This window comes from Streptomyces sp. NPDC093149, assembly GCF_044754145.1.
Classification (GTDB): domain Bacteria; phylum Actinomycetota; class Actinomycetes; order Streptomycetales; family Streptomycetaceae; genus Streptomyces.
The window spans coordinates 243,413-257,383 of record NZ_JBIVON010000010.1 but is presented as its reverse complement, the minus strand read 5'-3'; the positions used below and the strand labels follow the sequence as shown (position 1 = coordinate 257,383).

Sequence of the window (13,971 nt, the reverse complement as noted above, 5' to 3'; positions counted from 1 at the left end):
GGATCCGAGGCGGAGGAGGGAGGCGACGCGGGGCGTCGTCGACCGACGACAACGCCGGAGGCGGAGCCGCATGACGCCGGGAGCCCGCTCGCTGTCGTGCACCAGGCCGTGAGCCGGTCGGGCGGCGTCTCCGCGTCCCCGTCGACCGGCCGGGCCGTCGAGGGGCCGGTGAGAATCGCGGCCGCTCCAGGGAAGATCCGCACCCCCGGACAAGTTGGTAGAAGCGTGAACAACTTCGGGGTGGCCTCAGCACGGACGGTCGATGTCGTCGTAGTGGGCGCCGGACAGGCGGGATTGTCCGGCGCCTACCACCTGCGACGCGTCGGCCTGGAACCCGACCGTGACTTCGTCGTGCTCGATCACGCCCCCCGCCCCGGCGGGGCCTGGCAGTTCCGCTGGCCCTCACTGACATACGGCAAGGTCCATGGAATGCACGCCCTACCGGGCATGGAACTCACCGGAGCCGATGACGGCCGACCCTCGTCCGAGGTGATCGGCGAGTACTTCGACGCCTATGAACACACCTTCGATCTGCGGGTCCACCGGCCGGTCGAGGTGAGCGCGGTGCGTGAGGGCGACGGCGGGCGGCTGCTCGTCGAGACGTCCGAGGGTACGTATGCCACCCGCGCCCTCATCAACGCCACCGGCACCTGGGACCGGCCGTTCTGGCCGCGCTACCCGGGCCAGGAGACCTTCCGGGGGCGGCAGCTGCACACCGCGAACTACCCGGGGCCCGACGAGTTCGCGGGGCAGCGCGTGGTGGTGGTCGGTGGCGGAGCCTCCGGTACGCAGCATCTGATGGAGATCGCCGAGGTGGCGGCGGAGACGTACTGGGTGACCCGTCGGCCGCCGGTCTTCCGGGACGGGCCGTTCGACGCGGACCGGGGACGGGCCGCCGTGGCGATGGTGGAGGAACGAGTACGGCGCGGGCTGCCTCCGCAGAGTGTGGTGAGCGTGACCGGGCTGCCGCTCACCGACGCGATCCGACGCGCCCGCGAGAAGGGCGTCCTCGACCGGTTGCCGATGTTCGACCGGATCACGTCGACCGGGGTCGCCTGGGACGACGGCCGCACGGTCGAGGCCGATGTCATCCTCTGGGCGACCGGATTCCGGGCGGCCATCGATCATCTCGCGCCGTTGAAGCTGCGGGAGCCGGGCGGCGGCATCCGGGTCGAGGGCACGCGGGCGGTGCGGGACGGACGGATCCACCTCGTCGGGTACGGGCCGTCCGCCAGCACGATCGGCGCCAACCGGGCCGGGCGGGCAGCGGTGCGTGCGATCACACGGCTGCTGGACGAGCCGGAGGCGGGGAGGGGAACGGGGAGAGGGACGGACGAAGAGTTCGCCCCTGCCGTGGTGTGACGGCACGGGTGCCGACAGCGCCGACGTGACGGACGGGTGCCGACCGGACGTGGTCGGCAGCGGTGGGTATCGACGGCCAGGGTGCTCAGGTACTGAGTTGCTCGGCGCTCAGGCCCTTCGGCGCTCAGCCGCTGGACGCGCTGCGGCGGTTGCGGTTGAACTCCTCCACGTTCCTCCGCTGTTCCGCGTAGCTGCTGGTGAAGCGCGTGTCCCCCGGCGCGACCGTGACGAAGTACAGCCATGGTCCGGGTGCGGGGGTGATCGCCGCCGTCGTCGCCTGCTCCCCCGGATTCCCGATGGGGGTGGGCGGCAGCCCCTTGCGCTCATAGCTGTTGTACGGGCTGTCGATCTTCGTGTCGCCGGTGGTGGTGTCCAGGGAGCTGCGGTTCAGGGCGTAGTTGAGCGTGGAGTCCATCTGGAGCGGCATGCCCCGGTGCAGCCGGTTGTAGATGACTCTGGCGACCTTGCCCATGTCGTGGTCGGTGTCCGCTTCGGCCTGCACGATGCTGGCGATCGTCACCGTCCGGTAGACGGAGACCCCATTGCGCCGCGCACCCGTGCTGATGTGGTCCGCGCCGAATCGCTCGACCGCCGTGTCGACCATGTACCTGAGCAGGCCCTTCACGGTGGTGCGGGAGGTGATGGGGTAGGTCGCCGGGAAGAGGTAGCCCTCGGGGTTGCCGTTCGCCTCGGCCGGCAGCGGCAGATCCGCCGCTGCGGCGGCCTTCTCCGTGGTGCCGGACGCGACGGACAGGGCCCGGTCGACCGCGGCGTACACCTGGGACGCCCGCCGGCCTTCGGGGACCACGAGTGGGCGGGCCTGCTCGACCTCGGGCCCCCGCGTCAGCAACGGTACGAGGATCGCTGCCGCCACGACGAGAACGAGGACGACACCGATCAACAGCGCCAGGCGCCCGCGGCGCGGGGCACGGTGCGTGTGGTGCGGCGGCATGTCCGGGGACTCGTTCACCATGCGGGCACGCTATCCCGCCGCCCGGAATCCGGAACCGGTCGACACTGACCCCGCCACCCGCGACAGAACACACGAACAGGGGATCGGATGTTCGCTGGAACGCGTGATCGTTTCGCTATTCGTTGCTCAACTCCCCCGCGAAAGATGATGATTACGGGGCGCAAGCAACGGGCTGCAGACCGCGACTGCGCTGTCCCACAGATTGCACCACGTACAAGGAGAAACACCGGATGAACCTCATCACCAACCTGCTCGCCGGCATCGTCCACTTCGTGGGTTGGCTCGTCTGACCATTCCTCCGCACGACGCCGTCGCTCCCCGTCCCACGGGAGCGGCGGCGTCGCCGCGTGTTCAGGCCTCGGCCGAGGCGTGTCCGGGGCCGCCGATCAGCTTGCCGCGGGAGCCAGTTGGGTGTCCCGCCGCACCAGGGCGGCGTAGCGGCCGTCCTGCTCGAGGAGTTCGTCGTGACTGCCCCGCTCCGCCGTACGGCCGCCGTCCAGCACGATGATCTGTTCGGCGTCACGGACGGTGGAGAGCCTGTGCGCGATGGTGATGGTGGTGCGCCCTGCGGAGAGGGCGTCGATCGCCTCCTGCACGGCGAACTCCGTGCGGGTGTCGAGGGCGCTCGTCGCCTCGTCGAGCACCAGGACGGGAGGGTCGCGCAGGATCGTGCGGGCGATGGCGAGACGCTGCTTCTCACCACCGGAGAAGCGGTAGCCGCGTTCACCGACCAGGGTGTCGTAGCCGTCGGGCAGTGAGGCGATGTGGTCGTGGATCTGCGCCGCACGGGCGGCCGTCTCGATCTCGGCGTCGGTCGCATCGGGTTTGGCGAAGCGCAGGTTGTCGGCGACCGAGGCGTGGAAGAGGTAGGTCTCCTGGGAGACCACGCCCACGGCCCGTGCCAGGGTGTCGAAGTCGAGGTCGCGCACGTCGACCCCGTCGAGCGTGACCCGGCCGCCGGTGACGTCGTAGAGCCTGGGAACCAGGTAGCTGAGCGTGGACTTTCCGGAACCGGTGGGCCCGACGACCGCCAGGCTGCCGCCGGCCGGCACGGTCACATCGATGCCGCTGAGCGTCGGGCCGCTCTTCTCGTCGTAGCTGAAGTCGACGTCCTCGAAGCGGATCTCACCGCGGATCTCTTCCAGCCGGACGGGGTTCTCCGGCTCGGTGATGTCCACATCGAGATCGAGGTACTCGAAGATCCGCTGGAAGAGCGCGAGGGACGTCTGCATCTGCACCCCGGTGGAGAGCAGGCTCACGGCGGGACGGAAGAGGCCCTGCTGGAGCGAGACGAAGGCGACGAGCGTGCCGATGGAGACGGCGGGACCACCGGACTGCAGGGCGAGCCCCGCCGCCCAGTAGATGACGGCGGGCATGGCGGCCATGACGATGCCGATCGTCGACATCCGCCACCGCCCGGCCATGCTGGAACGCACTTCGAGGTCGACCAGCTTCTCGGACTCCTCGGCGAAGCCCTTGGTGAGGGAATCCGCCCGGCCCATCGTCCGGCCGAGCAGGATGCCGCTGACGGAGAGCGACTCGGTGACCGTGGCCGCCATGGCGGCCATCTGCTTCTGACGGCGGGTGGTGATCTTCTTGCGTTCGCGGCCGACCCGGCGGCTGATCCAGACGAAGACCGGCAGCAGGAGCAACGAGACCAGGGTGAGCCGCCAGTCGAGCGCCAGCATGGCGACGACCGTGGCGACGACCGCGGTGAGATTGGAGACCAGCGACGTCGCCGTCGACGTGACGGTCGCCTGCATGCCGCCGATGTCATTGGCGATGCGGGACTGCACCTCGCCGGTGCGGGTCCTGGTGAAGAAGGCCAGCGGCATCCGCTGCAGCTGGGCGTAGACCGCGGTGCGCAGGTCGTGCATGACGCGCTGGCCGACCGTGGTGGAGATCAGGGTCTGCAGGACGCCGAAGACGCTGTTCATCACGGCGGTGAGGATCATGCCGAGGGCGAGCAGCGACAGCAGTCCCGTACGACCCTGCGGGATGGCGGTGTCCAGGATCTCGCGCAGCAGGAACGGCGAGGCGACCGACACCAGCGACGAGGCGCCGACGAGCAGCCCGACCAGGGCGAGCCGGCCTCGGTAGGGACGGAAGAGAAGCAGGATGCGGCGCAGCTCGGCGGGCGGGCGGCGCTCGTCCCGAGGCGGTGGTGTCCAGGTGATTTCGTCGGGTTTCATGGGCTCCTTCGTCGGGCTCGGCAGTGCGGCCTCAATGCCGGGTGATCGGATCCCGCGACGCGGATCCGGCCACTCGGATTTTGAGAGCATAGCTCATTGTTACCTATGCTCACAATGCACAAGATCCTGATATTGTTCCTCCATGGACTCCTCCGACGCCGAGGGCGTGCTCGCCGAGCAGCTGCTGCGGGTGACCCGCAGGCTCCAGCGGATTCAGAGCCGCCAGCTGGAGCCGATCGGTATCACTCCCGCGCAGTTCCGGCTGCTGCGCACCGTCGCCCATTACGACGGTCCGCCCCGGATGGCGGATCTCGCGCAGCGCCTGGATGTCGTCCCGCGCGCCGTGACCAGCCTGGTCGACGGCCTGGAAGCGAGCGGACGGGTCCGTCGCGCCCCCGATCCGGACAGCCGCCGGGTGGTCCGGATCGAGATCACCGAAGAGGGCCTCGCCACGCTCCGGTCACTGCGCGACGCGCGCCGGGCCGCCGCAGAGGAGATCCTGGCTCCATTGACCGCCGATCAGCGTGAGGTGCTCGGCGGGCTGTTGTCCGCCCTGGTCGACGGGATGCCGCAACGCCGCTGCTGAACCGCGCGCCCGCGCGCCCGAGGGGCGTCGCGCGCGCCGCCGCTGTACCGAACCGAACAGAACAGCCGAGGAGAGCCCGACATGCCACTGCTGGAGCCGAAGCCGGAAGCACTCCGCCCCGGTGCGGTGCGTACTCCGTCCCCGGACCGGGTCCCCGACCGACAGGCTCCGGGTACGCCGGAACCGCTGCGCGGCGAGCTGATCGACCTGCTGGGGCCGGAGAAGGTGCTGTGGAAGATCTCCGACCTGGTGAAGTACGCCTCCGACGCCAGCCCCTACCGGTTCGTCCCCCAGGTCGTCGTGGTCCCGGAGGACATCGACGACATCTCGGCGATCCTGTCGTACGCGCACGGCAGGGGGCGCGAGGTCGTCTTCCGGGCGGCCGGCACCAGTCTGAACGGCCAGGCCCAGGGTGAGGACATCCTCGTCGACGTGCGCCACCACTGGGCGGGCATCGAGGTGCTGGACGACGGCGCGCGGGCCCGCATCCGGCCGGGGACGACGGTCCTGCGGGCCAACGCCGCCCTCGCCCGGCACGGACGGCTGCTGGGGCCCGACCCGGCCAGCGCGATCGCCTGCACGATCGGCGGAGTCGTCGCCAACAACGCCTCCGGAATGACCGCGGGAACGACCCGCAATTCATACCGAACCGTCTCCTCCCTCACCTTCGTGCTGCCGAGCGGCACGGTCGTCGACACGGGTGACCCCGCGGCGGACGAGAACCTGGCCCGTGCCGAACCGCGGCTGTGCGAGGAGCTGCTGGCGCTGAAGGCGGAGATCGAGGCCGACGCCGGGCTCACCGCCCGGATCCGCGCCAAGTACGAGATCAAGAACACCAACGGCTACCGGCTCGACGCCTTCCTGGACGGCTCGACGCCCGTGCAGATCCTGCGCGGTCTGATGGTCGGCTCCGAGGGCACCTTCGGCTTCATCTCCGAGGTCGTGTTCGACACCCTGCCCCTGGACCGCCGTGTCTCCACCGCACTGCTCTTCTTCCCCTCCCTCACCGCGGCGGCGGCCGCTGTGCCCCGGTTCAACGAGGCAGGGGCGATCGCCGTCGAACTGATGGACGGCAACACGCTCCGCGCGTCGGTGAGCGTCCAGGGTGTGCCCGCGGACTGGGCCGAGCTGCCCAAGGAGACCGCGGCGCTGCTGGTGGAGTTCCGTGCTCCCGACGAGGCGGGGCAGGAGGCGTACGAGCGGGCGGCGGCAGGCGTGGTCGAGGGGCTCGACCTGGTCGCCCCCGTGGCCTCGGTGACCAATGGCTTCACCCGCGACGCCAAGGTCATCTCGGGCTACTGGAAGGCCCGCAAGGCGTTCGTCACCGCGGTGGGCGGCTCCCGTCCCTCGGGCACGACGCTGATCACGGAGGACTTCGCGGTGCCGCCCTCCCGGCTGGCCGACGCCTGCGAAGCCCTGCTCGCGCTCCAGGCGCAGCACGGCTTCGACGCGGCCGTGGCCGGTCACGCGGCGCACGGCAATCTCCACTTCCTGCTCGCCTTCGACGCGGCGAAGCCGTCCGACGTCGATCGGTACGCCGCGTTCATGGACGACTTCTGCCGGCTGACGGTGGAACGCTTCGACGGCTCCTTGAAGGCGGAGCACGCCACCGGCCGCAATATCGCCCCCTTCCTGGAGCTGGAGTGGGGCCCGAAGGCCACCGAGCTGATGTGGCGCACGAAGCAGATCATCGACCCCGACGGGGTTCTGGCACCCCGGATCGTCCTGGACCGCGACCCGAAGGCCCATCTGCGGGGGCTGAAGACGATCCCCGAGGTCGAGCTGATCGCCGACCCCTGCATCGAGTGCGGCTTCTGCGAGCCCACCTGCCCCAGTCATGACCTGACCACCTCACCGCGGCAGCGGATCGTGCTGCGCCGGGAGATGATGCGACAGCCCGGCGGTTCACCGGTGGAGGAGCGGCTGCTGGACGCGTACGGCTACGACGCCGTCGACACCTGTGCGGGCGACTCGACGTGCAAGCTCGCCTGTCCGGTCGGCATCGACACCGGCGCCATGATGAAGGACTTCCGTCACCAGCGGCACTCCCCGCGCGAGGAGCGGATCGCGGCACTCACGGCGAAGAACTTCAAGGCGGTCGAGGCGGCGGCACGGCTCGCCGTCGCCGCCGCCGACCGGATCGGCGACCGGATCGGCGACGGGCCGCTGGAGACCATCACCGGGCTCGCCCGTAAGGCCGTACGCCCGGACCTCGTGCCCGAGTGGCTGCCCGAGATCCCCGGCGCCGCCGCGCGGAAGCTGCCCCGCACCTCCCGCGTCGGGGCGAGCGCCGTCTACTACCCGGCGTGTGTCAACCGCATCTTCGGCGGTCCCGAGGGCCATCGTGGCCCGTCGCTGCCGCAGGCCGTCGTCGCCGTCTCCGCTCGTGCCGGAAAGCCGGTATGGATCCCGGACGACGTCGCGGGGACCTGTTGCGCAACGATCTGGCACTCCAAGGGCTACGACGAGGGCAACACCGTGATGGCCAACCGCATCGTGGAGGCGGCCTGGGGCTGGACTGCGGGTGGAAGGCTGCCGCTGGTCGTCGACGCCTCGTCGTGCACATTGGGCATCGCGCATGAGGTGGTGCCCTATCTCACCGACGAAAACCGCGAGTTGCACCGGGAGCTGACCATCGTCGACTCCCTTGTCTGGGCGGCCGACGAACTGCTTCCGAAGCTGACAGTTCTCCGCAAAATCGATTCGGCAGTCCTGCACCCGACGTGTTCCATGCAGCATCTGAACGACGTGGAGCAGTTGCGCACGGTCGCGGAGGCCTGCGCCGAGGAGGTCGTGATCCCCGACGACGCCGGGTGCTGCGCCTTCGCGGGTGACCGGGGCATGCTGCACAAGGAACTGACGGCCTCCGCGACGGCGAAGGAGTCGGCCGAGGTCAACACTCGGGAGTACGACGCGTATCTTTCGGCCAACCGCATGTGCGAGATCGGTATGGACCGGGCCACCGGGCACTCGTACTACTCGGTGCTGATGGAGTTGGAGCGGGCCACGCGGCCGGGGGCCGTCGTTCGCTGATCACCGTGGTCGTCCGGTCGACCGGCCCGTCCACGGTCGGCTGCCGGCTGACGAAGTCCGCAAGCGCCGGGTGGCTCGGATTCCGAGCCACCCGGCGCTTGCGTGTGCACGAAAGTCCATGGTTTCGGAGCAGGAGTCCAATCACTCCCCTTGCGCATCAGCAGCCTCGACTACCAAGGTCCTTGGCGAGGTTCATTCACCAGCCGCGCACGTCAGACCCCCCTTCTGGAGGATCGATGAACGACGCAGCACAGCAGAACGACGGTACGCAGGACGGCGACGAAGGCTCGATGAGCCGCCGCTCGGTCCTGTGGACGACCGCCTCGGTGGCCGGCGCCGGGCTCGGGCTCGGCGCTCTCGGCAGCGGCACCGCAGCCGCCACCACGCCCGGTCGGGACCCGGAAGCCGCCGTCACGGAACAGGCGGCCGCTCCGAAACGCCAGGGGCGCACCATGGTGGGAGTGCCGTTCGTGCGGCGGTCCACCGTCCGGGTCGGTATGGTCGGCCTCGGCAATCGCGGCGGCAGCATGATCGACCTTTTTCTCGCCGTCGGCGGCGTACAGGTCGTCGCCGTCTGCGACCCGGTCAGGGCCAAGGCCGAAAGAGCGGCGGCGAAGGTGACCGCCGCCGGTCAGCCGGCCCCCGCCGTCTACACCAACGGCGAGGACGACTACGAGAATCTCTGCAAGCGCGGGGACATCGACTTCGTCTATGTGGCGACGCCCTGGGACTTCCACTTCGAGATGGCGAAGACCGCCATGCTCAACGGCAAGCATGTCGGCGTGGAGTGTCCGATCGCCCTCCGGCTCGACCAGCTCTGGGAGTTGGTCGATCTCTCCGAACGCACCAGACGCCACTGCATGCAGTTGGAGAACTGCTGTTACGGGCAGAACGAGATGCGGGTGCTCCGCATGGCGCACGCCGGGCTCTTCGGTGATCTGCTGCACGGCGCGGGCGCGTACAACCACGATCTGCGTGGCCTGATGTTCGACCCGAAGTACTACGAAGGTCCCTGGCGCAGGCTGTGGCACACCAGGTTGCGGGGCGATCTCTACCCCAACCACGGCTTCGGTCCGGTCGCCAACTACATGGACCTCAACCGCGGCGACCGTGCGGTGAGCATCACCAGCGTCGGTTCACCGTCCCTGGGGCTCGCCGAGTACCGCGAGAAGAACATGCCGCCCGGCGATCCGAGCTGGAAGGAGACCTATATCGAGAGCGACCGGACGATCAGCCTCGTCCAGACCGCCAAGGGACGGGTCATCCGTCTGGAGCACGACGTGTCCACTCCGCATCCGTACTCGCGGATCAACAGCCTCGGCGGTACGAAGGGGGTCTTCGAGGACTACCCGGCCCGCATCTACATCGAGCCCGACCACACGAACGACAGTTGGGGCGACTTCTCCAAGTACGCCCAGTGGGACCACTGGCTGTGGAAGGAGCACGCCAACCCGCCCGGCGGACACGGCGGCATGGACTACATGCTGGTGTTCCGGCTGATGCAGTGCATGCGGCTCGGCCTCGTTCCCGATTTCGACGTGTACGACGCGGCGACGTGGACGTCGCCCGTGCCGCTCAGTCATCAGTCCATCAAGGCGAAGGGCGCCCCTCAGCAGATCCCGGACTTCACGCGCGGTGAGTGGAAGAAGGCGCGCTCCGGCATGGATTCGGAGAATCCGGAGAAGGGCTGACCGGCCGGCACCACGGGCTGTACGGCCCGGCTCCACCGAGCCGGGCCCACATCCCGACGGTCTCACGGCCATGGCGCGATTCACGCCGTTCGTGGAGAAAATCAATTGCTCCGACGGACGTCCCGGAGAGAGCCTTGCACGGTTTGAGTCATTCAACGAACAAACCGACACATGGGACGTCATGCACATTCGCGATCTTCCGTACTCGGATCCTGGCGATCCCGACGTCCGGTCGGGGCCACGCTTCCTGCTCTGGCTCGGCCGCAGCCAGCTCGGCGGTCAGCTCAAGGCCATGTCCTGGGGCCTGTTGCACCAGTGTTCCCTGGCCGGGCTGCCACCTGCCGTCGGCTTCGCCGTGCAGGCCGTCGTCGACCGGTCGGGCAGCCGGCTCGCGTGGGCGGGCGGCCTGATCGCCGTCCTGGGTGTGCTGATCGCAGTGGGCGACACCATGCTCCACCGGACCGCCATCACCAACTGGATCACCGCGGCCGCGCGTGTTCAGCAACTGCTGGCCCGCAAGACCGCGGAACTCGGCTCGGCGTTGACCCGCCGGGTCGCCGCGGGTGAGGTCGTCGCGGTCTCCACCGGCGACGTCGAGAAGATCGGCTGGTTCGTCGAGGCGCTGTCCCGCTTCGCCGCGGCCGCGGCCGCCCTGGTGCTGATCTGTGTGGGGCTCATCCTCTATCTGCCGTCGCTGGGCATCCTGGTGACCCTCGCCATGCCGCTGCTGGCCCTCGCGGTGCTGCCGCTGCTGCCCCGGGCCACCCGGCGCGCCGACCTCCAGCGGGAGAAGGCGGGCAAGGCGACCGAGCTGGCCTCGGACACCGTCGCCGGGCTGCGGGTGCTCCGCGGGATCGGAGGCGAGGAGCTGTTCCTCGGCCGCTACCGACGCGCTTCCCAGGAGGTCCGCAAGGCCGCGGTGCGCAGTGCCCGGATGTGGTCACTGATCTCCGCGATCCAGGTGCTCCTGCCCGGCGTGCTGCTCATCTCGCTGGTCGTGTACGGGGCGACGCTGGCCCGCGACGGCAGGATCCAGGTCGGTCAGCTGGTCACGGTGTACAGCGCGGCGACGCTGTTGCTTTTCCCGCTGCGCCACTTCGAGGAGATCGCGATGGCGTACTCCTTCTCGCGGCCCTCCGCCAAGCGTGCGGTACGAGTGCTCTCGCTGCACCGCACTCACCGGCCGTCGACCCTCGACGCCACTCCGGTCGGCGATCTGTACGACCCGGTCACCGGGCTGATGGCCCCGGCCGGTCTGTTCACCGCGGTGGTCTGTGGCGATCCGGACGAAGCGGGACGGCTGGCCGAACGGCTGGGCGGACACGCTCACGCGGAAGCGGACCGGGGCACGGACGTGGCCACGACGGAGGACGGAACGCGGAGCGGGCCGGCTGGCGGAACGGCCGGCGCCGAGGACGACATGGTGGCGGCGCAGCACCCCCCGTCCGTCCTTCTCGGTGGCGTGCCGCTGGACGAACTCCCGCTGGCTTCCGCCCGGACGGCGGTGCTGGTCCAGGACAAGGACCCGGTCCTGCTCTCCGGCACACTGCGTGAGCTGCTCGATGTTCCCTCGTCCGGCCGGGTGAGCGCCGAGGACGCGCTGTCCGCCGCCCAGTGCGGTGACGTGCTGGACTCGTTGGCACAGGCGTCCGCGACCACGGACGGCGGCCCGATGACGACACGCATCACCGAGCGCGGGCGTTCGCTCTCGGGCGGTCAGCGCCAGCGGCTCGCCCTGGCCCGTTCGCTGGTGACCGACCCGGAGGCGCTGATTCTCGACGAGCCGACCTCCGCCGTCGATTCGCACACGGAGGCCCGGGTCGCCGCCGGAATCAAGGCACTGCGCCAGGGGCGTACCACAGTGGCCTTCGCCTCGTCGCCCCTGCTGCTCGACCTCGCGGACCGGGTGGTACTGGTGCACGGGGGCGTGGTCGCCGCGGTCGGCGCACACCGTGAACTGCTGCACACGGACGCCCGCTACCGGGCGGTCGTGACGCGCGAGACGGACGACGAGATCGCGGCCCTGGCCTCCCAGGGCACGCTCAGGACGATCGAGGAAGTCGAGGAACGGGCATGATCGGCGTCGCAGAACCGACGTACGACCCGGCCGCGCCGGAGTCGGCGACGACCCTGCCGGTCGGCACTCCCGCGACCGTACGAAGCTATGTACGGGATCTGCTGGGGCGTCATCGCGGGCCGTTCGCCGTGCTGGTCACGTTCAACGCCATCGCGGTGATCGCCTCGATCGTCGGCCCGTATCTGCTGGGCGGACTGGTCGAGGACCTCTCCGACGGCGTCACCGACCTCCATCTGGAGCGCACCGCCGGAGTGTTCGCGCTCGCGCTGATCGTGCAGACCGTCTTCACCCGGATGATGCGTCTGCGCAGCGCGATGCTCGGCGAGGAGATGCTGGCCGATCTGCGCGAGGACTTCCTCGTACGGTCGGTGGGTCTGCCACCGGGTGTGCTTGAGCGGGCCGGGACGGGGGATCTGCTCTCCAGGATCACCACGGACATCGACCGGCTGGCCAACGCGATGCGCGAGGCCGTGCCGCAACTGGCGATCGGCGTGGTGTGGGCGGGGCTGCTGCTGGCCGCGCTGACGGCGACGGCTCCGCCGCTGGCCCTGTCGGTGCTGATCGCCCTGCCCGTCCTGGTCATCGGCTGCCGCTGGTACTTCAGACGGGCGCCGTCCGCGTACCGTTCGGAGGCCGCGGGGTACGCGGCGGTCGCGGCGATGCTCGCGGAGACCGTGGACGCCGGGCGGACCGTGGAGGCGCACCGTCTGGGTGCGCGCAGGGTGATGCTGTCGGACCGGCGGATCAAGGAGTGGACGGCTTGGGAGCGGTACACACTGTTCCTGCGTTCCGTTCTCTTCCCCGTCATCAACACCACCTACGTGACGATTCTCGGTGCGGTGCTGATGCTCGGCGGCTGGTTCGTCATCGAGGGCTGGCTGACCGTGGGGCAGTTGACGACGGGTGCGCTGCTGGCGCAGATGATGGTCGATCCGATCGGCCTGATCCTGCGGTGGTACGACGAGTTGCAGGTCGCTCAGGTGTCACTGGCGCGGCTGGTCGGCGTGCGGGACATCGAACCGGACGCGGGCGACGCGGAGGTGATCCCGGACGGCCGGGACGTTCGGGCCGACCAGGTGCGCTTCGGCTACCGCGCCGGGGTCGACGTTCTGCACCGCGTCTCGCTGGACGTGGCACCGGGTACACGCCTCGCGCTGGTCGGCCCGTCCGGGGCCGGCAAGTCCACGCTGGGCCGGCTGCTGGCCGGAATCTACGCGCCACGGACCGGTGAAGTGAAGCTCGGCGGTGCGGAGTTGTCGCACATGAAGGCCGAGCACGTACGTACGCATGTGGCACTGGTCAACCAGGAGCACCATGTGTTCGTCGGTTCGCTGCGGGACAACCTCCTGCTGGCCCGAGCCGGCGCCGAGGACGCCAAGCTGTGGGCGTCGCTCGCGGCGGTCGACGCGGACGGCTGGGCGAAGGCGCTGGAGAAGGGGCTGGACTCCGAGGTCGGCTCCGGCGGCCTGGCGCTGACGCCCGCTCAGGCACAGCAGATCGCACTGGCCCGGCTGGTGCTGGCCGATCCGCACACCTTGGTACTGGACGAGGCGACGTCGCTGCTGGACCCGCGGGCCGCCCGGCACCTGGAGCGGTCGCTGGCCCGGGTGCTGGACGGCCGTACGGTCGTGGCGATCGCCCACCGGCTGCACACGGCGCACGACGCGGATGTGATCGCGGTGGTGGAGGGCGGCCGGATCAGTGAACTGGGCAGCCATGACGAGCTGGTGGCGGCGGACGGAGCCTACGCGGCGCTGTGGCGGTCCTGGCACGGCTGAGAGCCTGCCGGGTGGCCTCCGACCGGCTCTGAGGCGCGATCACGTCCGGTGTGCCGTACGGAGCCCCGCCCGCAGACCGGTCCCGGCGGTCGGCCGGTCCCGCGTGCCCGGTGACCTCGTCGCCGTGGCCGTCGGACGCGTGCGACCCCGCCGACGAGGTCCTCGTCGGCGGGGTCGCGCACCGGTTGCCACGGGTGGCCCGGTCGCTGTCCTGCGCGGTGCGAACGGCCGGGGCCGTACCACCGGGAGCAGCGGTCGAACCGGCCGCGGCCGCATCGC

General features: G+C 70.0%; 8 protein-coding genes. 6 read left to right on the top strand and 2 right to left on the bottom strand.

The genetic code is table 11. The features are described from left to right. Nucleotides 1–240 precede the first annotated feature (240 nt). Nucleotides 241–1,362, top strand: a complete 1,122-nt coding sequence (locus ACIQCZ_RS28460; protein WP_402286254.1) for an NAD(P)-binding domain-containing protein — start codon at nt 241–243, stop codon at nt 1,360–1,362. A gap of 124 nt (nt 1,363–1,486) precedes the next feature. Here ACIQCZ_RS28460 and mltG read toward each other — a convergent pair whose 3' ends face one another. Both mltG and ACIQCZ_RS28450 read right to left on the bottom strand, forming a co-directional pair. Continuing rightward, nucleotides 1,487–2,335 carry an endolytic transglycosylase MltG gene (mltG, locus tag ACIQCZ_RS28455; protein WP_402286089.1) on the bottom strand — a complete coding sequence of 283 codons (849 nt, stop codon included), beginning with the start codon at nt 2,333–2,335 and terminating at the stop codon, nt 1,487–1,489. 386 nt (nt 2,336–2,721) lie between these two features. Beyond that, entirely contained in the window at nt 2,722–4,527 is a 1,806-nt protein-coding gene (locus ACIQCZ_RS28450; protein WP_402286086.1) for an ABC transporter ATP-binding protein, read from the bottom strand. Nucleotides 4,528–4,669: 142 nt separating this feature from the next. On the opposite strand from ACIQCZ_RS28450, the gene ACIQCZ_RS28445 reads away from it, so the two are divergent. From ACIQCZ_RS28445 to ACIQCZ_RS28425, 5 genes are all read left to right on the top strand, one after another. After that, nucleotides 4,670–5,113, top strand: coding sequence for a MarR family winged helix-turn-helix transcriptional regulator (locus ACIQCZ_RS28445; protein ID WP_376214604.1), 444 nt, complete (start codon nt 4,670–4,672; stop codon nt 5,111–5,113). A gap of 81 nt (nt 5,114–5,194) precedes the next feature. Then, the gene (locus ACIQCZ_RS28440; protein ID WP_402286083.1) at nt 5,195–8,146 is read left to right on the top strand and encodes an FAD-binding and (Fe-S)-binding domain-containing protein; all 2,952 of its coding nucleotides are present in this window, start codon (nt 5,195–5,197) and stop codon (nt 8,144–8,146) included. Nucleotides 8,147–8,382: 236 nt separating this feature from the next. Beyond that, nucleotides 8,383–9,837, top strand: a complete 1,455-nt coding sequence (locus ACIQCZ_RS28435; protein ID WP_402286080.1) for a Gfo/Idh/MocA family protein — start codon at nt 8,383–8,385, stop codon at nt 9,835–9,837. 181 nt (nt 9,838–10,018) lie between these two features. Next, on the top strand, nt 10,019–11,914 hold the full coding sequence (locus ACIQCZ_RS28430; RefSeq protein WP_402286077.1) for an ABC transporter transmembrane domain-containing protein: 1,896 nt from the start codon (nt 10,019–10,021) through the stop codon (nt 11,912–11,914). Beyond that, a complete protein-coding gene (locus tag ACIQCZ_RS28425; RefSeq protein ID WP_402286075.1) occupies nt 11,911–13,692 on the top strand; it encodes an ABC transporter ATP-binding protein in 1,782 nt (593 codons plus the stop codon). The genes ACIQCZ_RS28430 and ACIQCZ_RS28425 overlap by 4 nt, the downstream gene beginning before the upstream one ends. Nucleotides 13,693–13,971: the final 279 nt, after the last annotated feature.